Genomic DNA, 15,323 nt, shown 5'->3' on the forward strand with positions numbered 1-15,323 from the left:
AATCCCTGATTTTAATAGTTCAACTATCATAACCTTAAACTCATTGTCATACTTTGTTCTTGCCATAATTCAAATATATATTATTTATGGGCTTATTAAAATTGTCACATCAAAGGTAGACACTCCAATGTGTTTGTGGTTCAGATTCGATTTATTTTAGGATAAATAAAAATGATAAAATTGTAGAAATTATGACAATAATTGGACGACAAGATTTAAAAAATATACTTTAAAAATTACAGTTGCCAACAATGGCTAAATTATACTAAAAAGAAAAATTAAAGTAACTTTATAACTTAATAGTAAACATCAAAAAAGCACGATTTATCAATCGTAACTTTTCCTCTCCTAATCCATTGAAACTTACACAATTTGTGATATACTACTAAATAAAGTATCATTCAAATACCATTTCATCAAATAACTCATCCATTGAAATAGTTGCAAATGTAGATGCATAATCTGATATGGCATAAGGTATTATTAATTCATTATTTAAAATAATTGAACCACAGGAATATACAATATTAGGTACATAACCATCCCTTTCATCTTCATTTGGCATAAGTAAAGGTTCTTCTAATCTAGCAATTACCTTTGAAGGATCTTCTAAATCAAGAAGTATTGCACCTAAACTATATCTTCTCATCGGTCCAACACTATGCGTTATTAATAACCAACCTTTTTCTGTTTCAAGAGGTGAACCTGCATTACCAATCTTTGTAAATTCCCAAGGAAAAGTGGGTTCTTGTATTTTTTTTGCGGTTTGCCAAACATTTAAATTATCAGAAAACATAATATAATTAGCATAACCATCATAACGTGAAATCATGGCATATTTTCCATTAATTTTTCTAGGGAAAAGTGCCAACCCTTTGTTTATAGCGTATTTACCATTAAGAGGTTCTATTTTAAAATTATAAAAATCTTTTGTTTCTAATAAAGTAGATAATATAGCACGGCCATTATAGGCTGTATAAGTTGCATAATAGGTTATTTTGCCATCATCATTAGTAAATTTTACAAACCTAGCATCTTCAATTCCATTAGTTTCAGAATAGGAAACTGGAAAAATCACACGTTCAGATAAAGCAGTATCTAAGGAATAGGTTGTTTCATAATGCGAGGTTGCAAACCATTTTATTCTATTTATTTCACCTTTATCAAATTCAGACAACTTTCCATCTTTTAATACTTCTACAATGCTACCCATAAGCTCGCCATAAATAAACTTATCGTTAAGCCTATCTAAAATTTTATTAAGTATAGCTCCATCATGTTCAATTTCCTCAAATTTATGTTTAAATCTTTTTTTATCATAAACATAACGTTTTATGGTTTCAGGTACATCAACAAGATATCCTGGTTCAATAACCGATATGTTATTGTCTTTATCAATTATGGCACTTCTAAAAACTATAGAAGAAATATGTCCTTCTCCTGTAGCTCTAAAACTAATAATTACTCTGTTTTGACCTTCCTCTAAATTAAATTGATCAGGATCTAATACAATTGATGGATTAAAAAAAGCAGCAGATTCAATAGAATATTCCTGTGTAAAATAAGCTCCAATAAGTAGTTTTTTCTTTTTAGAAACGGTTTTATGATTAACCCTTAGCCTTTTAACTATTTCTTTAATTTCATTATAATTTTTCTCTAGAACTTTAGAGATATTCCGATGGCGTTTAGAAAAGTTTTTTAATGTTTGATCTAATACTAAATAGGTTTCTTCTTCCGAAAGATTTAAAATGTTTTTAATTATCATTTCAACTCTTTCATCACTACTAGGTCTGTAAAAGCGAGTGATAATTCTTTTAGGGTCAGGATAAAAACGAAATTTATTTCGTTTAACAGTTAATGACATAATTTTGAGGTGAATAAATGAATTCGGACAAAGGTATTTATTAAATTTTATTTATGTCTATAATTAAAAATATTTTTTTGAAAAATTTCACCTATTTATCTAAGGTTTTATAAATCATTTTCGAAAAGTTTCGAAAAGATATTTCTCCTTTATTTATACTAGTTACAAGGCTTTTAGTTACTGTTTTAATTAAAAAGAAGGAGTCTAAAATTTCATATTATAATAGTTTCACCTTTTTTCCACCATCTAAAAACATTATTTTTACAACAATAGAATTATTGAATTGATTAATATTAGACAAACCATTATGAAAACTATTTTTATCTCTTTATTTGCTTTATTTATGCTAAATACATATGCACAAAATAAAACCAATTTAGGTTGGAAAATAACAGCAAAAACACATGATCCTTATGTTGGAATTACTTTAGCTAATGGTAGGATTGGATTATTGCCTTCGGCAGAATTATTTAAAGTAAAATCTATTATCTTAAACAATGTTTTTGATCGTGGAGAGTCTGGTGGAGTTAGTAGGGTATTGGAAGGAATCAATTTTGCTAATTTAAATTTAGAAATAGATGGTGATAAACTAGATTTAACAAAGGTTACTAACTGGCAACAAACCTTAAATATGAAAGAAGCCAACTTTACCACTTCTTTTGATTATAAAAACAAAGCCCATATAAGTTATACTATTTACGCCTTAAGACAATTGGCATTTACAGGAATGATAACGGTAAATATAAAAGCTCTTAAACCTATTTCTATAAAAGCTACAGGTATAGTAGCAACACCCCATGATTATAAAGACGTTAAACAAACCTATACAGTTTTACACGATGCAGAAATAGAAATGCCCATTATGCAAACAACAGCAAAAAGCAGATTTGGAAGACAAGAGGTTGCAGTATCGGCCAATTTTTTATTTAAAGAAGAAATTCCAAAGGTAACTCATAAAATTATGGATAACAATCACCAAAGTTTGAGCTTTGACACCTCGTTAAAGGCAAACACATCTTATAATTTTGCCTGGTTTGGAGCTGAATGTACTACGCAAGATTTTGTTTATCCCGATAACGAATCGGCTCGTATGCTTATTTTAGCAGAACGAAGTAATTGGCAAGTACTAATTGACCAACATAAAGCGGCTTGGGCAAAATTATGGCAAGGAGACATTGAAATTGAAGGAGATTTAGCTTCACAATTGGATGTGCGTTTGGCTTTGTATCATTTGTATGCATTTTCCAGAGCCGATTCAAATTTAAGTTTATCGCCAATGGGTCTTTCTTCTCAAGGTTATAACGGTCACGTTTTTTGGGATACAGAAATTTGGATGTTCCCACCACTTCTAATGTTTAATCAAGATATTGCCAAATCTCTATTAAATTATCGGTCAGACCGTCTTGAAAAAGCTAAGGAAAAAGCCCGTAATTTTGGTTATAAAGGAGCAATGTTTCCTTGGGAATCAGATGATACTGGCGAAGAAGCAACTCCTGTTTGGGCTTTAACGGGTACTTTTGAGCAACATATTACTGCCGATGTGGGTATTGCTTTTTACAATTATTATAAAGTAACTCAAGATAGAAATTGGCTTAAAAATACAGGCTATCCAATGCTCAAAGAAGTGGCCGACTTTTGGGTAAGTCGCAGTACGCAAAATGCCGATGGTACTTTTAGCATAAACAATGTAGTTGGGGCTAATGAATTTGCACAAAATATTGACGACAATGCTTTTACAAATGGATCGGCCATTACCGTTTTAAATGATGCTCTCAATACCGCCAAAATTTTAGGGATACTAGGGAAGAAAGATTGGAAAACGGTAGCAGACGGACTAGTTATTCATAAATTTAAAAGTGGTATTACAAAAGAAAACAGTACTTATCACGGTCAAATTATAAAACAAGCAGACGTTAATTTATTGGCTTATCCTTTACAAATTATTACAGATAAAAAACAAATTTTAAAGGACTTAAATTATTATGAACCCCGTTTTGCTAAAGATGGTCCAGCTATGGCTCATTCAATTTTAGCTATTTTATATGCTCGTTTAGGAAATACAGATAAAGCTTTTGAATTATTTAAAAGCTCTTATGAACCAAACAAACGACCTCCGTTTGGAGCATTATCAGAATCAGCTACCAGTAATAATCCTTATTTTGCAACAGGTGCAGGTGGATTGTTACAAATTGTTTTAGTTGGCTTTGGCGGATTACATATCAGCGAAAATGGAATTATTCAGAAAAACCCTATTTTACCAAAACAATGGAAATCATTGACTTTAAAAGGGGTTGGTCCAAATAAGAAGACTTATATCATAAAACATTAAAAGGTTTTTAAAAAAAACAAAAAAAGGAGATTTGATAAATTTCAAACCTCCTTTTTTATATTAAACCTTAGTTAATAGTTTGTGATTTATCAGTTGAAACATTTAATCGCATTGCCAAAATAGCTGAAATGGCAAAGAAAACACCACCAAAAATAATTGCATTTGTGGCTCTATTATTAAGTAAGTGCTTAATAATTGACCCAAAAGTTATGGTTTGTATAAACATTGGTATAACTATCATCATATTAACGATACCCATATAAACTCCTCTTTTACCTTGTGGTACAATTTTAGATACCATAGCATATGGAATACCCATCATAGCTGCCCATCCAATACCTAGAAAAAGCATAGGTAAAAATATGAGTATTTGGTTTTTTATAAAAGGCAAACTAATCATTGCAATGGCTGAAAGAAATAAACTTATTACATATGCTTTTTTATTGCTAAATTTTTTAGCAATAGGTACCAGTGCTAAAGCTACAATCATAGTGATAAAATTATAAGAGCCATTCATTAAAGCTGCTTTACCCAATGCAACTCCTTCATTTATGTTAAGACTTTCTCTTAACATTGGTGCAATAAACTGCCAGTAACAAAACAGGGCATACCATTGAAAAAGATAAACAGCTGCTAAACGCCACATGAATTTTGACATCCCACTAATAGCATCAATTATTTCTTTTATAGGTTCAAATATTCTATCCCAAAAGGGGTCTTTTTTACTTAATTCAATAGTTTCTAATTCTTTAGCTGATGGTGGTGTTTCAGGCGTTTTTAAAACAGACCAAAGTATGGTAGTAATAGAAGCGATGGCTCCTATAAAAAAGGAATAGTATAACCAAGTTGGAATTGAAGTTGCGGTTTCACTTGCACTTCCAGAACCTCCAAACCAATCTTGAAAAAGAAATATAGACAAATTTGCTAAAACTATACCAGCTCCTACAAACAAACTTTGCATTTGAAAACCAAATGTTAGCTGCTTTTCTGGTAGTTTATCTCCTATAAAAGCTCTGTAAGGTTCCATAGCTGTATTATTACCAACATCTAAAATCCACAATAAACCTACGGCAAACCATAACTCTGGGCTAAACGGAAAGGCAAACAAACACAAACTTCCTATTATAGCACCAATTAAAAAAAAGGGTTTTCGCCTTCCCCATCTAGGCGACCATGTTTTATCAGATATAGCACCTATAAGCGGTTGAATTAATAAACCTGTTATAGGTCCCGCCAAGTTTAATAATGGTAATTGATCATTTGTAGCACCTAAAAATGAAAAAATAGGATTTACGGCTGTTTGTTGTAATCCAAAACTAAATTGAATCCCAAGAAATCCAATATTCATATTCCATATTTGCCAAAAGGTAAGTCTGGGTTTAAAAGTCATTTTTTTTTTACTTTTTAATTATACTTATTGCTGTTCCGCCTCCAGGAGCTAAATGTAAGGTTAATTTAGCAGTATTATCAAGCGTTATTTTGCGAATACTAACAGCTGTGGGATTATTTTTCCAATCGGCATTTTTGCCATCTTCATAGACGGTGGCAATATAATTAGTGTTTGGTTCTAGAAAATCAAAATTAATTTTTATATCTCTTTTATTTTCATCAGTAATACTGCCTAAAAACCAGTTTCCTGTTTTTCGCTCTTGTCGTGCTATGGTTACAAAATCACCTATTTCTCCATTTAATATTTCAGTTTTTTGCCAATCAACACCTACATCTCTTATAAATTGAAATGCTGGATTGCCTTCATAATTTTGAGGTAAATCTGCAGCCATTTGAATGGGACTATATATTACAACATATAAAGCCAATTGTTTTGCTAAAGTAGTTTCAACCTGATTATTAGGTTTATAAGGATTTAATTTTAAATTAAAAATACCAGGTGTAAAATCAATGGGACCTGCTAACATTCGTGTAAATGGGACAATAGTGGTGTGTTCTGGTCCGTTACCACCCTCAACTGACCAAGCATTAAATTCTTGTCCGCGTAAACCTTCTCTAGAAACCCAATTTGGATAAGTTCTTCTCATCCCTGTTGCTTTAATAGGTTCATGAGTGTCAATAGCAAGTTGATATTTAGCTGCTTTTATTACGGCATTGTTGTAATGATTTACCATCCATTGACCATGATGGTGTTCTCCTTTTGGAATAATAGGGCCAACATAACCTGATTTTATTGTGTGTAAATCTAAAGACTTATAAAGTGCATAAGCTGTATCCATTTGTTTTTCGTAAGTTCTTGGTGCTGCCGAAGTTTCGTTATGCATAATTAATTGAACTCCTTTAGATTTGCCATAACGCACTACTTCTTTTAAATTATAATCAGGATATGGGGTGATAAAATCAAAAACTCCTTCTCTATCTGGAAATCCAATCCAATGTTTCCAACCCGTATTCCAACCTTCAACTAATATCCCGTGCAAATTATTTTTTGCAGCAAAATCTATATACCGTTTTGCATTTTGGGTAGTTGCACCATGATGCCCTTTTTTCTTTTTAACTTTTGTGAAAGTATTCATGTCTTGTGTAGATTCATAATCCCAAGTTGAAATTCCGAGATGCATTTCCCACCAAATACCAACATATTTCATTGGTTTAAACCAAGAAACATCACCTATTTTATTAGGGTCATTAAGATTTAAAATCATTTTTGAGGCGATTAAATCTCCTGCTTTATCTGCTATTTGAATGGTTCGCCAAGGTGTGTTAAAAGGTAATTTTCTTTTCACTTTGTATTTTGTTAAATCAGAACCCACCAAATTACTTTTTAATTTAAAATTTGTGGTATCAACTTTTAAGGTCATACCGGCATAATCTATTAAAGCAGCTTCGTGAAAACTTAAATAAAGACCTTTTGCAGTTTTCATGGTTACGGGTGTATTTACAGCATTATCAGGAATATAAGAGGAATTTAAATTAGGATGATGACGTTTAATGATTGCATTTATTTTTGAAACTTTAGTTGTATTATACAAATGCTCATAACTATCCCAATCGCCCGGAATCCACCAAACTTTATGATCTCCAGTAAGGTTAAATTCTGTATTTTCTTCTTTTATTTTGGCAACTTCAAAACCTTCTTGTTTTGGAAATTCATATCTAAAACCTATACCATTATTAAAAACACGAAAAACGACATTTATTTTTCGGTTTGGTATTTTGGCTTCTTGTAAATTTACCTTTAACTCATTGTAATTATTTTTTACGGAATCTTGCTCGCCCCAAGGCATTTTCCAAGTTGTATTAGAAGTTAATCTGGTTGTCTTTAAAATTTTAAAATATTTTTTTAGTGAAGGAGCATCAACAAAATCAAACCCTAAAAATGAAGTATCAATAACTTTTGAATTTTTATAATTGATTTCATAACCAAATTGACCATCTTTTGAAAGAAACAGATTAACGGCAATGGCTTTATCTGGTGATTCTACTTTTATCAATTTATTTTCTTTTTGACAAGAAAGCAAACTAAATAAAGTAACAAACGTAATAAATAGATTTACTTTTTTCATTTTATCTTAATTTTTTAGTGGCATAAATACATCCGCTTTCCAATGGAGTTCATTAGCATCAGTATGTGGATCATTATAATATATTTCTAAAATAGATTTTTCAACTTTAAAGTTATGATTTTTTGCATAATTATCAAGTGCAAACCATGCCCTATCTGAATAACGATAATTACCATGAAAAACGGCCTTTAAGACAGGAATAGCTTTTAAATTTCGTTTTATTTTTACCAAGGAATCATTAGGATACTGACTTAAATTTTCTATAGGAAAACAGAATTCGGCATTTATCCTATTTTTTTGTTGATCCCAATGGATCACATTTACAAACGGATTACCTATTTTTTTAATCTGATTTTTTGCCAAATATTGCATTAAGTAAAAAATGTTTTGGTTCATTTTTTCAGCTTTATGTGGTAAAGTAGAATTAAAGGAAACATAAATAATAGATTTATAAGCAGGTCTTTCCGATTTTCCAATAATTTTAACCTTAAATTTTTTAAGATGTTTATTTAAGGCTTGATTAAAATCAGTAACAAATAAAATGGACTTATTAATGAATTGTGATTTCCCAATTAAAAAAAGTAAACGTTGTTTAAAGCTGTGGTTTAGATCTTTTACAAACACTTTTACTTTTGTAAGACTATCATTTACTGGATTTAATTCCCAGTGAAGTTTATAAATAGAATCTTTAAGTTGTACGTGCTGATCAATAGTTTTAAAAGCATTTGAGTGAACTATTTTGATGGTTTTTTCAAGTTTAGTTGTGTTCCAGCTTTCGAGCTGAGTAATTCTGCTATATACAGTACCTGGAGAAGTTTTTGTTGAAAAATTAATTTGATAATCGTATTTTTTAAAAAATAGAAACCAAATGAGGCTTAAAATAATAAGGCTTAAAAAAGTTAAAATTAATTTTTTTTTCATTTTTTATTAGTGTTAATAATTCTATAAATTTGAGTGTTGTTGTTGTTTATTGCCACAATTAAATAGTTTCGTGTTCCAATTGTTGTCATTTTAATTTCTTTAATTTGAACATTTCCAAAATTTAAACCCAACTCTAAACCGTTTGTTATTTTATTTCCTTCTTGTAATAGGTAACCCAAATTTCCATCTAATTTTCCTTGATATGGTGGTACTCCAAAAATATTACCCGCTACTAATACTTCATTTAGTCCATCTCCATTAAAATCATCTTTTAGAAAACTAGTAATGGGTGCTAATTGTAATTGTTCTTCAAAAGGTTTAAAAATAAATTTTCCGTTATTATTTTCTAAATAACCCGATGCTAAATTTGTTACCGTTTTAAGCTTTACGTTATTTTGCAATTCTTTATCAATAATTTCATCAAAGGTTTTACCAGCAAAATTTTTATAGGTTTTAAATTTTTTAACAAATTTATCTCCCAAAACGTGGACAAGTTCGTCTTTGTTATTGACACTGTAATATTTGTCGTTTTTTGCAAAACTTACCAAAGTAACCCAATTTCCATTTTTTAAAATGTCGCCAACATACATTTTAAGAGGAAAATCATTTGATGCTTTAAATTTGGTGTTTAAACCCCAATTTCCTAATAGATAATCCGTATCCCCATCGCCATCAATATCAAAAGGCTGAATGGCTTGCCATAATCCACTGTTATTTTTATTAGAAATTGATTTGGTAATCTCTATGAATTTTCCTTTTTCATTTTCAAAGAACCTAGGTGTCATCCACTCGCCAACTATAATTAAATCGTCATAACCATCATGATTAAAATCTGTAAAAACGGCATCGGTTAACATCCCAATATTTTGTGATAAGGTACTTTTAGAAATGCTAAATTTTCCGTGACCGTTATTCAAAAGTAAATAGGATTTTGGTGATTTTCCAAAGGCATTTGCCACAGCTCTACTGCCAACAAATAAGTCTAAATCACCATCTTTATCAATGTCGTTTACACGAACAAAAGAACCATTTTCAAAATAATCTGGTAAAGAAGATTCTGCTTTCACAAAATAATTTTGTCCATCATTAAAATATAAACGGTCTTTTAAAACTTTCGATTTCTTTGAGAATTCATTACCGCCTGTTACCACAAACAAATCTTTATCACCATCATTATCTGCATCAAAAAATAACGCATCAATATCTTCGGAATTAATATCTTTATCAAAAACTGATGATTCTTTTTTATGAATGCCCAAACTGTCTAAAATAAAAAATTGAGAATTATGGTGCGTTGCACCACCTACAAAAAGCAATTTGCTTTGTGATTGTATGCCGTTCATAATATCAAAAGCGGGTCCTTGAGTTGATAATTTATAAGGTAATAAGGGGTTCATTGAAAATTCCGAAAATCTATTTTCAACATGTTTAATTGTTGTAAAACTTGAATCGATTATTGTTTTAAACAAAGGCTTTGGTTTTTTAAAAAATAGCCTATAATCTATAAGTTTGTCTCTTTGGCTAGGCGAAAGGACTAAATTCTGATTTGTTTTAACATTAATCAATATTTGGGTGGTATTATTTGGCCAAATAATACGTAAGGAATCCACTTTTTTTGCAGTATCAAAACCAAAATATAAAACAGGTTCAACTGAAGATTGAAATCCGTGAGTACTTTGTAAGGCTCTATATTGTAATTGTCCGTTGTTATACGCAAACACCTTTGTTCCTAACGCAAATTTATTTTTAGAAGTTGTTTTAAAACTAAGTTTTAAGTAAGTTTTATTTTTAGAATTATTTTTTAAAATACTTGGCTTAGTGTTATAATTATTGATAACTAAATCTAAATCGCCATCATTATCTAAATCTGCGTAAGTGCTACCACTGGATACTGTTGGTGTTTTAGGAAACCAAACTCCTGATTTATCTTCAAATTTTAAGTGATTAGTTCCTTTAAAAATATAGTTGTGAACTGCTGCTTTTGGCATTATTTCTAACGCTTTTTCATCATATAATCTTGAAGTGCTAATATTTCGTTTTGTGGCTTTATCTGTAAAAATTTTAAGATAATCTAAATCGTTTAAGCGTCTATAAATGCCATTGCTTACAAATAAATCTAATTCTCCATCTAAGTTGAAATCGGCTAATAAAGGTGTCCAACTCCAATCGGTTGCAGCAACACCTGCAAATAAAGCTACATCAGTAAAATATTGTCCTTGGTGATTAATTTGCAACATATTGCGTGAAAACTGAGGCTTATACCCAAGTTTTTCTCTTATTTTATGATACTGAGCATCAACATCAGTCAAACTAGATTTAAGATACTTCTCTTGTTCTGGCATCATATCTAAAGTCATAATATCTGGGAAGCCATCATGATTTATATCTGCAACATCATTTCCCATTGAAAACCTACTTGTTTTACCAAAATGGTTTTTAAGTTGTTCTGTAAATGTCCCATTTTTATTATTGATGTAATAATAATCGTCTTCGTGAAAATCATTACTAATATATAAATCATCCCAACCATCATTATTAAAATCGGCTACAGCTACGCCCAATCCATAACTATTTGGGCCACTATAAATACCTGCTTGTTGGCTTACATTTACAAATTTACCGTTGTCATTTCTGTACAATCTATCTCCGTTTTCTGTACTAATTTTTAATCGATTTGAAGCAGGTCCAAAAGATAAAGCACTGTGTTTCCCTTCATTCAATAAATACATATCTAAATCACCATCGTGGTCATAATCAAAAAATGCCACATTGTTGGCTTGGGTTTTGGCATCTAAATTATAATCTGCTGATTGTTCTTTAAAAGTGTTATCGCCTTGATTGATAAATAACTCATTATGACCTTTAAAACCATAAATACCAACCACAGCACACACATAAATATCTAATAAGCCATCGCCATTTACATCTGCCATAACAGTCCCAGTATTCCAATCTGATTTACCAGCAACACCTGCTTTATCAGTAATGTCTTCAAATACAAAATTACCTTTGTTGATATATAATTTGTTAGGTGCTTTGTTTGCCGTAAAATAAATATCGGGCAAACCATCGTTATTAATATCGCCCACAGAAACGCCACCGCCATCATAAAAATACATGTAATCCAATGCATTTAAGGTTTTGGAATCGGTTAAGCTATTTTCAAAAGTGATATTAGAATGTTCACTAGAAATTGGCGTAAATAAATTCTTTTCAGAGTCTGTTTTACAGGACGCAAACATTAAAATAACTAGAAAATAAACAAATTTATTCATTAAATTTAAATAATTGAGGCACATCATTATTTGGACCTACCAAAATATATTTTTGCTTTTTATTTTGATTCAATTTAACCATTGTATTTATTTGACCTTTTACAAAAAAGCCGGTTTTTTGTGGTGGTTGCCACATGAAATTACCCTTTCCATCTCCAAAATAAACATCACCATAACTGGCATCTTGACGCGTATATTGGGTTTTGTAATTATAATTATTTCCCGTAGTAATTAAATCTAAATTACCATCTTTATTAAGATCTAAAACCATAATATTTTTAATGGTTGACATTTGAGCCCTTATTGGTAATGGTTTTACGGTGAATTTATTATGATTATTTAAAAGTACTACAGATTTAAACGTATTAATTTTTTTAATTAATGACTTGTTTAAAATTTCTTTTGAAAACAAATCATTAATTGACATTTTAGCATAATTAGCAAACGTATAATGTTTGTTTTTTATTGAAGTAATTTGAGCTTTTATTTCTTTTAATAAATGAACTGGAACATCTTTATTATTAATAGTTCTTGTAAAAACTTGTTCTATAGTACCATTATTATCAAAATCATTAACAAACATTTTAGCAACATGTGTGCTATCTGCTTTATAAAAAGAATTGTCACCACGATTTCCTAAAATGATATCTAGATCTCCATCATTATCTACATCTGCAACTTTTACACAGTTAAAATCACCTGAAATTTTATATAAATCGGTTTTCATTTCTGTTAATTTAGAACCATCATTTTTAAAAATGTAAGGCGACATCCATTTCCCAACTATTACTAAATCTTTAATTCCATCACTATCCATATCTTTCCAAATAGCATCGGTAATCATACCTAGATTTTTAATTTTTGGTGCTTTTGAAGTGGTAATATTTTTAAAATTACCGTGACCATCATTTTCAAGAAGTAAACTTTCAGGGTTCATTCCGTAAATTTCAGGAATACTTAAACTACCAATAAATAAGTCAACATCGCCATCTGAATCAAAATCATAAGGTTTTATAACTGCTATATTTGCATGAACGTGTGCTATAATTTTATAATCTCCAAAATGACCTTTGCCATCATTAATGTAAGCTCTTACACCAGTTCTTGCATTTTTAAAATTTCCACCTGAGCCTACCAATAAATCTAGATCCTTATCCTTATCAATATCCACAAAAACGGCATACGTATCTTCAAAAAAAGTTTCGGTGGAAAATTTCGATAATTTAAAATTACCTGTTTTATCTTGCAAATACAAATGTCCTAATTGCTCATAAGCACCCCCCATATAAATATCGTCTAAACCATCATTATTAACATCGCCAACAGCTATAGCAGGTCCTTGTTTTGAAAGTTGTTCAGGTGCTAGTCCTTCAAATTCAAAATCATTATAAATATCTTCTTTATGTGCTAAAAAAGGATGTTTATTTACTTTTTGAAATAAAGTTTTTTGAACAGATTTAATTTCTGGAATATAATTAGAAACGGCATCAGCTGCATTTAAGATTAAACTTTGATTGGCAGCAACATTTTTTAGAATTTGTGTTTTTTTATTTGGCCATATTACTTGTAATGAATCTAGCTGGGTAATTTTCCCAAGTCCAAAATTGAGTACATAATCTACAGAAGATTGAAATCCACGGGCAGGCATACATTCTTGATCAAAAATTTGATTTTTATAAAAAAGTTTAACTCTTGTGCCTATGGCAAAACGATTTTTAGCTGTTCCATTTAATTTCGTTTTTAAAAAATTGTTTTTCAACTTTTTATTGGTTGTGTTTTCATAAACCAACGTTTTTTGATTTACATTATTTATAATAATATCTAAATCGCCATCATTATCCAAATCAGCATAAGCAGCACCATTTGAAAAGGTTTTTTTACCAAAGCCCCACTTATTTGCCATATTAGTAAAGGTTAAATCATGGTTATTTTTAAACGCATAATTTACAATAGGTGTACTTGGCATTTTATTGATAATGAAATCAATTTCTTCTTTTTTGCCAGTAAGTGCCATTTTTTGAATAATGCTATTGGCAAAATAATTTAAAAAGTCTTGATTAGTTAAATCATGATAAAGCCCATTGGTAACTAAAATATCTTTATAACCATCATTATCCATATCAAAGATAAGGGCTGACCAACTCCAGTCAGTTTGAGCTACACCACTTAAAAAAGCGGTTTCAGAAAAAGTATTATTACCATTATTTATCTGCAAGGTGTTTTGCATATATTGATAATAAAAATCACGTTTTAATTTAAGTTGATGTACGCTATAACTTTCAAAATCAGATAGGTTTTTTAAACGTTCATCACCTTCTTGTAGCATATCATTTACATAAATATCTTGATGGCCATCATTATTAATATCAGCAATATCTGCTCCCATGGAAGACATGGTTAAGTGTTGAAACTCCTTTTCAATATCCTCTTTAAAAGTGCCATCTCCTTGATTGATATACATATAATCATGTTCATAAAAATCATTACAAACATAAATATCTGGTAATAAATCATTATTGAAATCGCCAATATTAATGCCGAGACCAAAGCCTATTAAGCTTCCGTAAATACCGGCTTCTTTACTAACATCAATAAACTTTCCATTATCATTTCTTAAAAGTTTATCACCACCACCTTTAAATAATTTTGGCAAAGGCCAGTCTTTATCTCTTAAATTTCTTTTATTAACATAGTTTAAACTATTAACAGGTATAAAGCTGTTATTTAAAATATAAGCATCTAAATCTCCATCGCCATCATAATCAAAAAAGGCAGTTTGTGTTGTAAAACCATCATCATCTAGTCCGTATTTGGCAGCATTTTCAGTAAAAGTTAAATCTTTGTTGTTTATAAAAAGTTCATTACGTCTATTATCACCTTTTTTATTTCCTGCATTACTTACATAAATATCTAAATAACCATCGTTATTAATATCCACCATAACCACACCCGTTGACCAAGCATGTCCGCCTTGAGTACCTGACGATACTGTAATATCTTTAAATTTAAAGTTTCCTTCATTTAAAAATAATTTATTTTCTTCTAAATTTGAAATAAGATAGACATCGGGTAAACCATCATTATTAAGATCTCCAATACCAACGCCAGCACCATTATAAAAATTACGATAAGAAAAGATATTCATCATTTTAGTATCCAAAATTTTATTTTCAAAATTGATTCCGGTTTCACTTTCGTTAAGGCTTTTAAAAAGGGTGTCTTTAGAATTAGAAGTTTGTTGATTGCTATTGCAAGCAAAAAAGAGTGGTAAAACGCTTAATAACAGAATTTTTTTAATCATACCTCTAAAAATCTAAAAATTAACTAAATCGATTTATTTAGTTATTTAATTAAGTTTTCAAAAATAGTTAATTATTATTGATTTTTTATTCAATTGAGCTATTTATGAATATAATTTG

7 protein-coding genes are annotated in these 15,323 nt (G+C 30.0%); 1 reads left to right on the top strand and 6 read right to left on the bottom strand.

Going from position 1 to position 15,323, the window contains the following annotated elements:
- Positions 1–397 precede the first annotated feature (397 nt).
- Positions 398–1,864: a glycoside hydrolase family 130 protein gene (locus L3J60_RS02445; protein ID WP_291973895.1), complete on the bottom strand. Its 1,467-nt coding sequence runs from the start codon at positions 1,862–1,864 to the stop codon at positions 398–400.
- A gap of 307 nt (positions 1,865–2,171) precedes the next feature.
- Between L3J60_RS02445 and L3J60_RS02450 the strand changes: the two genes are divergently transcribed.
- A complete protein-coding gene (locus tag L3J60_RS02450) occupies positions 2,172–4,193 on the top strand; it encodes a glycoside hydrolase family 65 protein (protein ID WP_291973896.1) in 2,022 nt (673 codons plus the stop codon).
- A gap of 67 nt (positions 4,194–4,260) precedes the next feature.
- Here L3J60_RS02450 and L3J60_RS02455 read toward each other — a convergent pair whose 3' ends face one another.
- The 5 genes from L3J60_RS02455 to L3J60_RS02475 are packed head-to-tail and all read right to left on the bottom strand — an operon-like array spanning position 4,261 to position 15,205.
- Positions 4,261–5,583 (bottom strand): MFS transporter, encoded by a 1,323-nt coding sequence (locus L3J60_RS02455; protein WP_291973897.1) that lies wholly within the window; start codon positions 5,581–5,583, stop codon positions 4,261–4,263.
- A 7-nt stretch (positions 5,584–5,590) separates the two neighbouring features.
- Positions 5,591–7,708 carry a glycoside hydrolase family 97 protein gene (locus tag L3J60_RS02460; RefSeq protein ID WP_291973898.1) on the bottom strand — a complete coding sequence of 706 codons (2,118 nt, stop codon included), beginning with the start codon at positions 7,706–7,708 and terminating at the stop codon, positions 5,591–5,593.
- A gap of 6 nt (positions 7,709–7,714) precedes the next feature.
- Positions 7,715–8,629, bottom strand: coding sequence for a GyrI-like domain-containing protein (locus L3J60_RS02465; RefSeq protein ID WP_291973899.1), 915 nt, complete (start codon positions 8,627–8,629; stop codon positions 7,715–7,717).
- Complete coding sequence (locus tag L3J60_RS02470) at positions 8,626–11,904, bottom strand: VCBS repeat-containing protein (RefSeq protein ID WP_291973900.1); 3,279 nt, start codon at positions 11,902–11,904, stop codon at positions 8,626–8,628. The genes L3J60_RS02465 and L3J60_RS02470 overlap by 4 nt, the downstream gene beginning before the upstream one ends.
- Entirely contained in the window at positions 11,897–15,205 is a 3,309-nt protein-coding gene (locus tag L3J60_RS02475; RefSeq protein ID WP_291973901.1) for a VCBS repeat-containing protein, read from the bottom strand. The genes L3J60_RS02470 and L3J60_RS02475 overlap by 8 nt, the downstream gene beginning before the upstream one ends.
- Between the last annotated feature and the right edge of the window lie 118 nt (positions 15,206–15,323).

The sequence above is a fragment of the Lutibacter sp. genome (genome assembly GCF_021647475.1).
Lineage (GTDB): Bacteria > Bacteroidota > Bacteroidia > Flavobacteriales > Flavobacteriaceae > Lutibacter.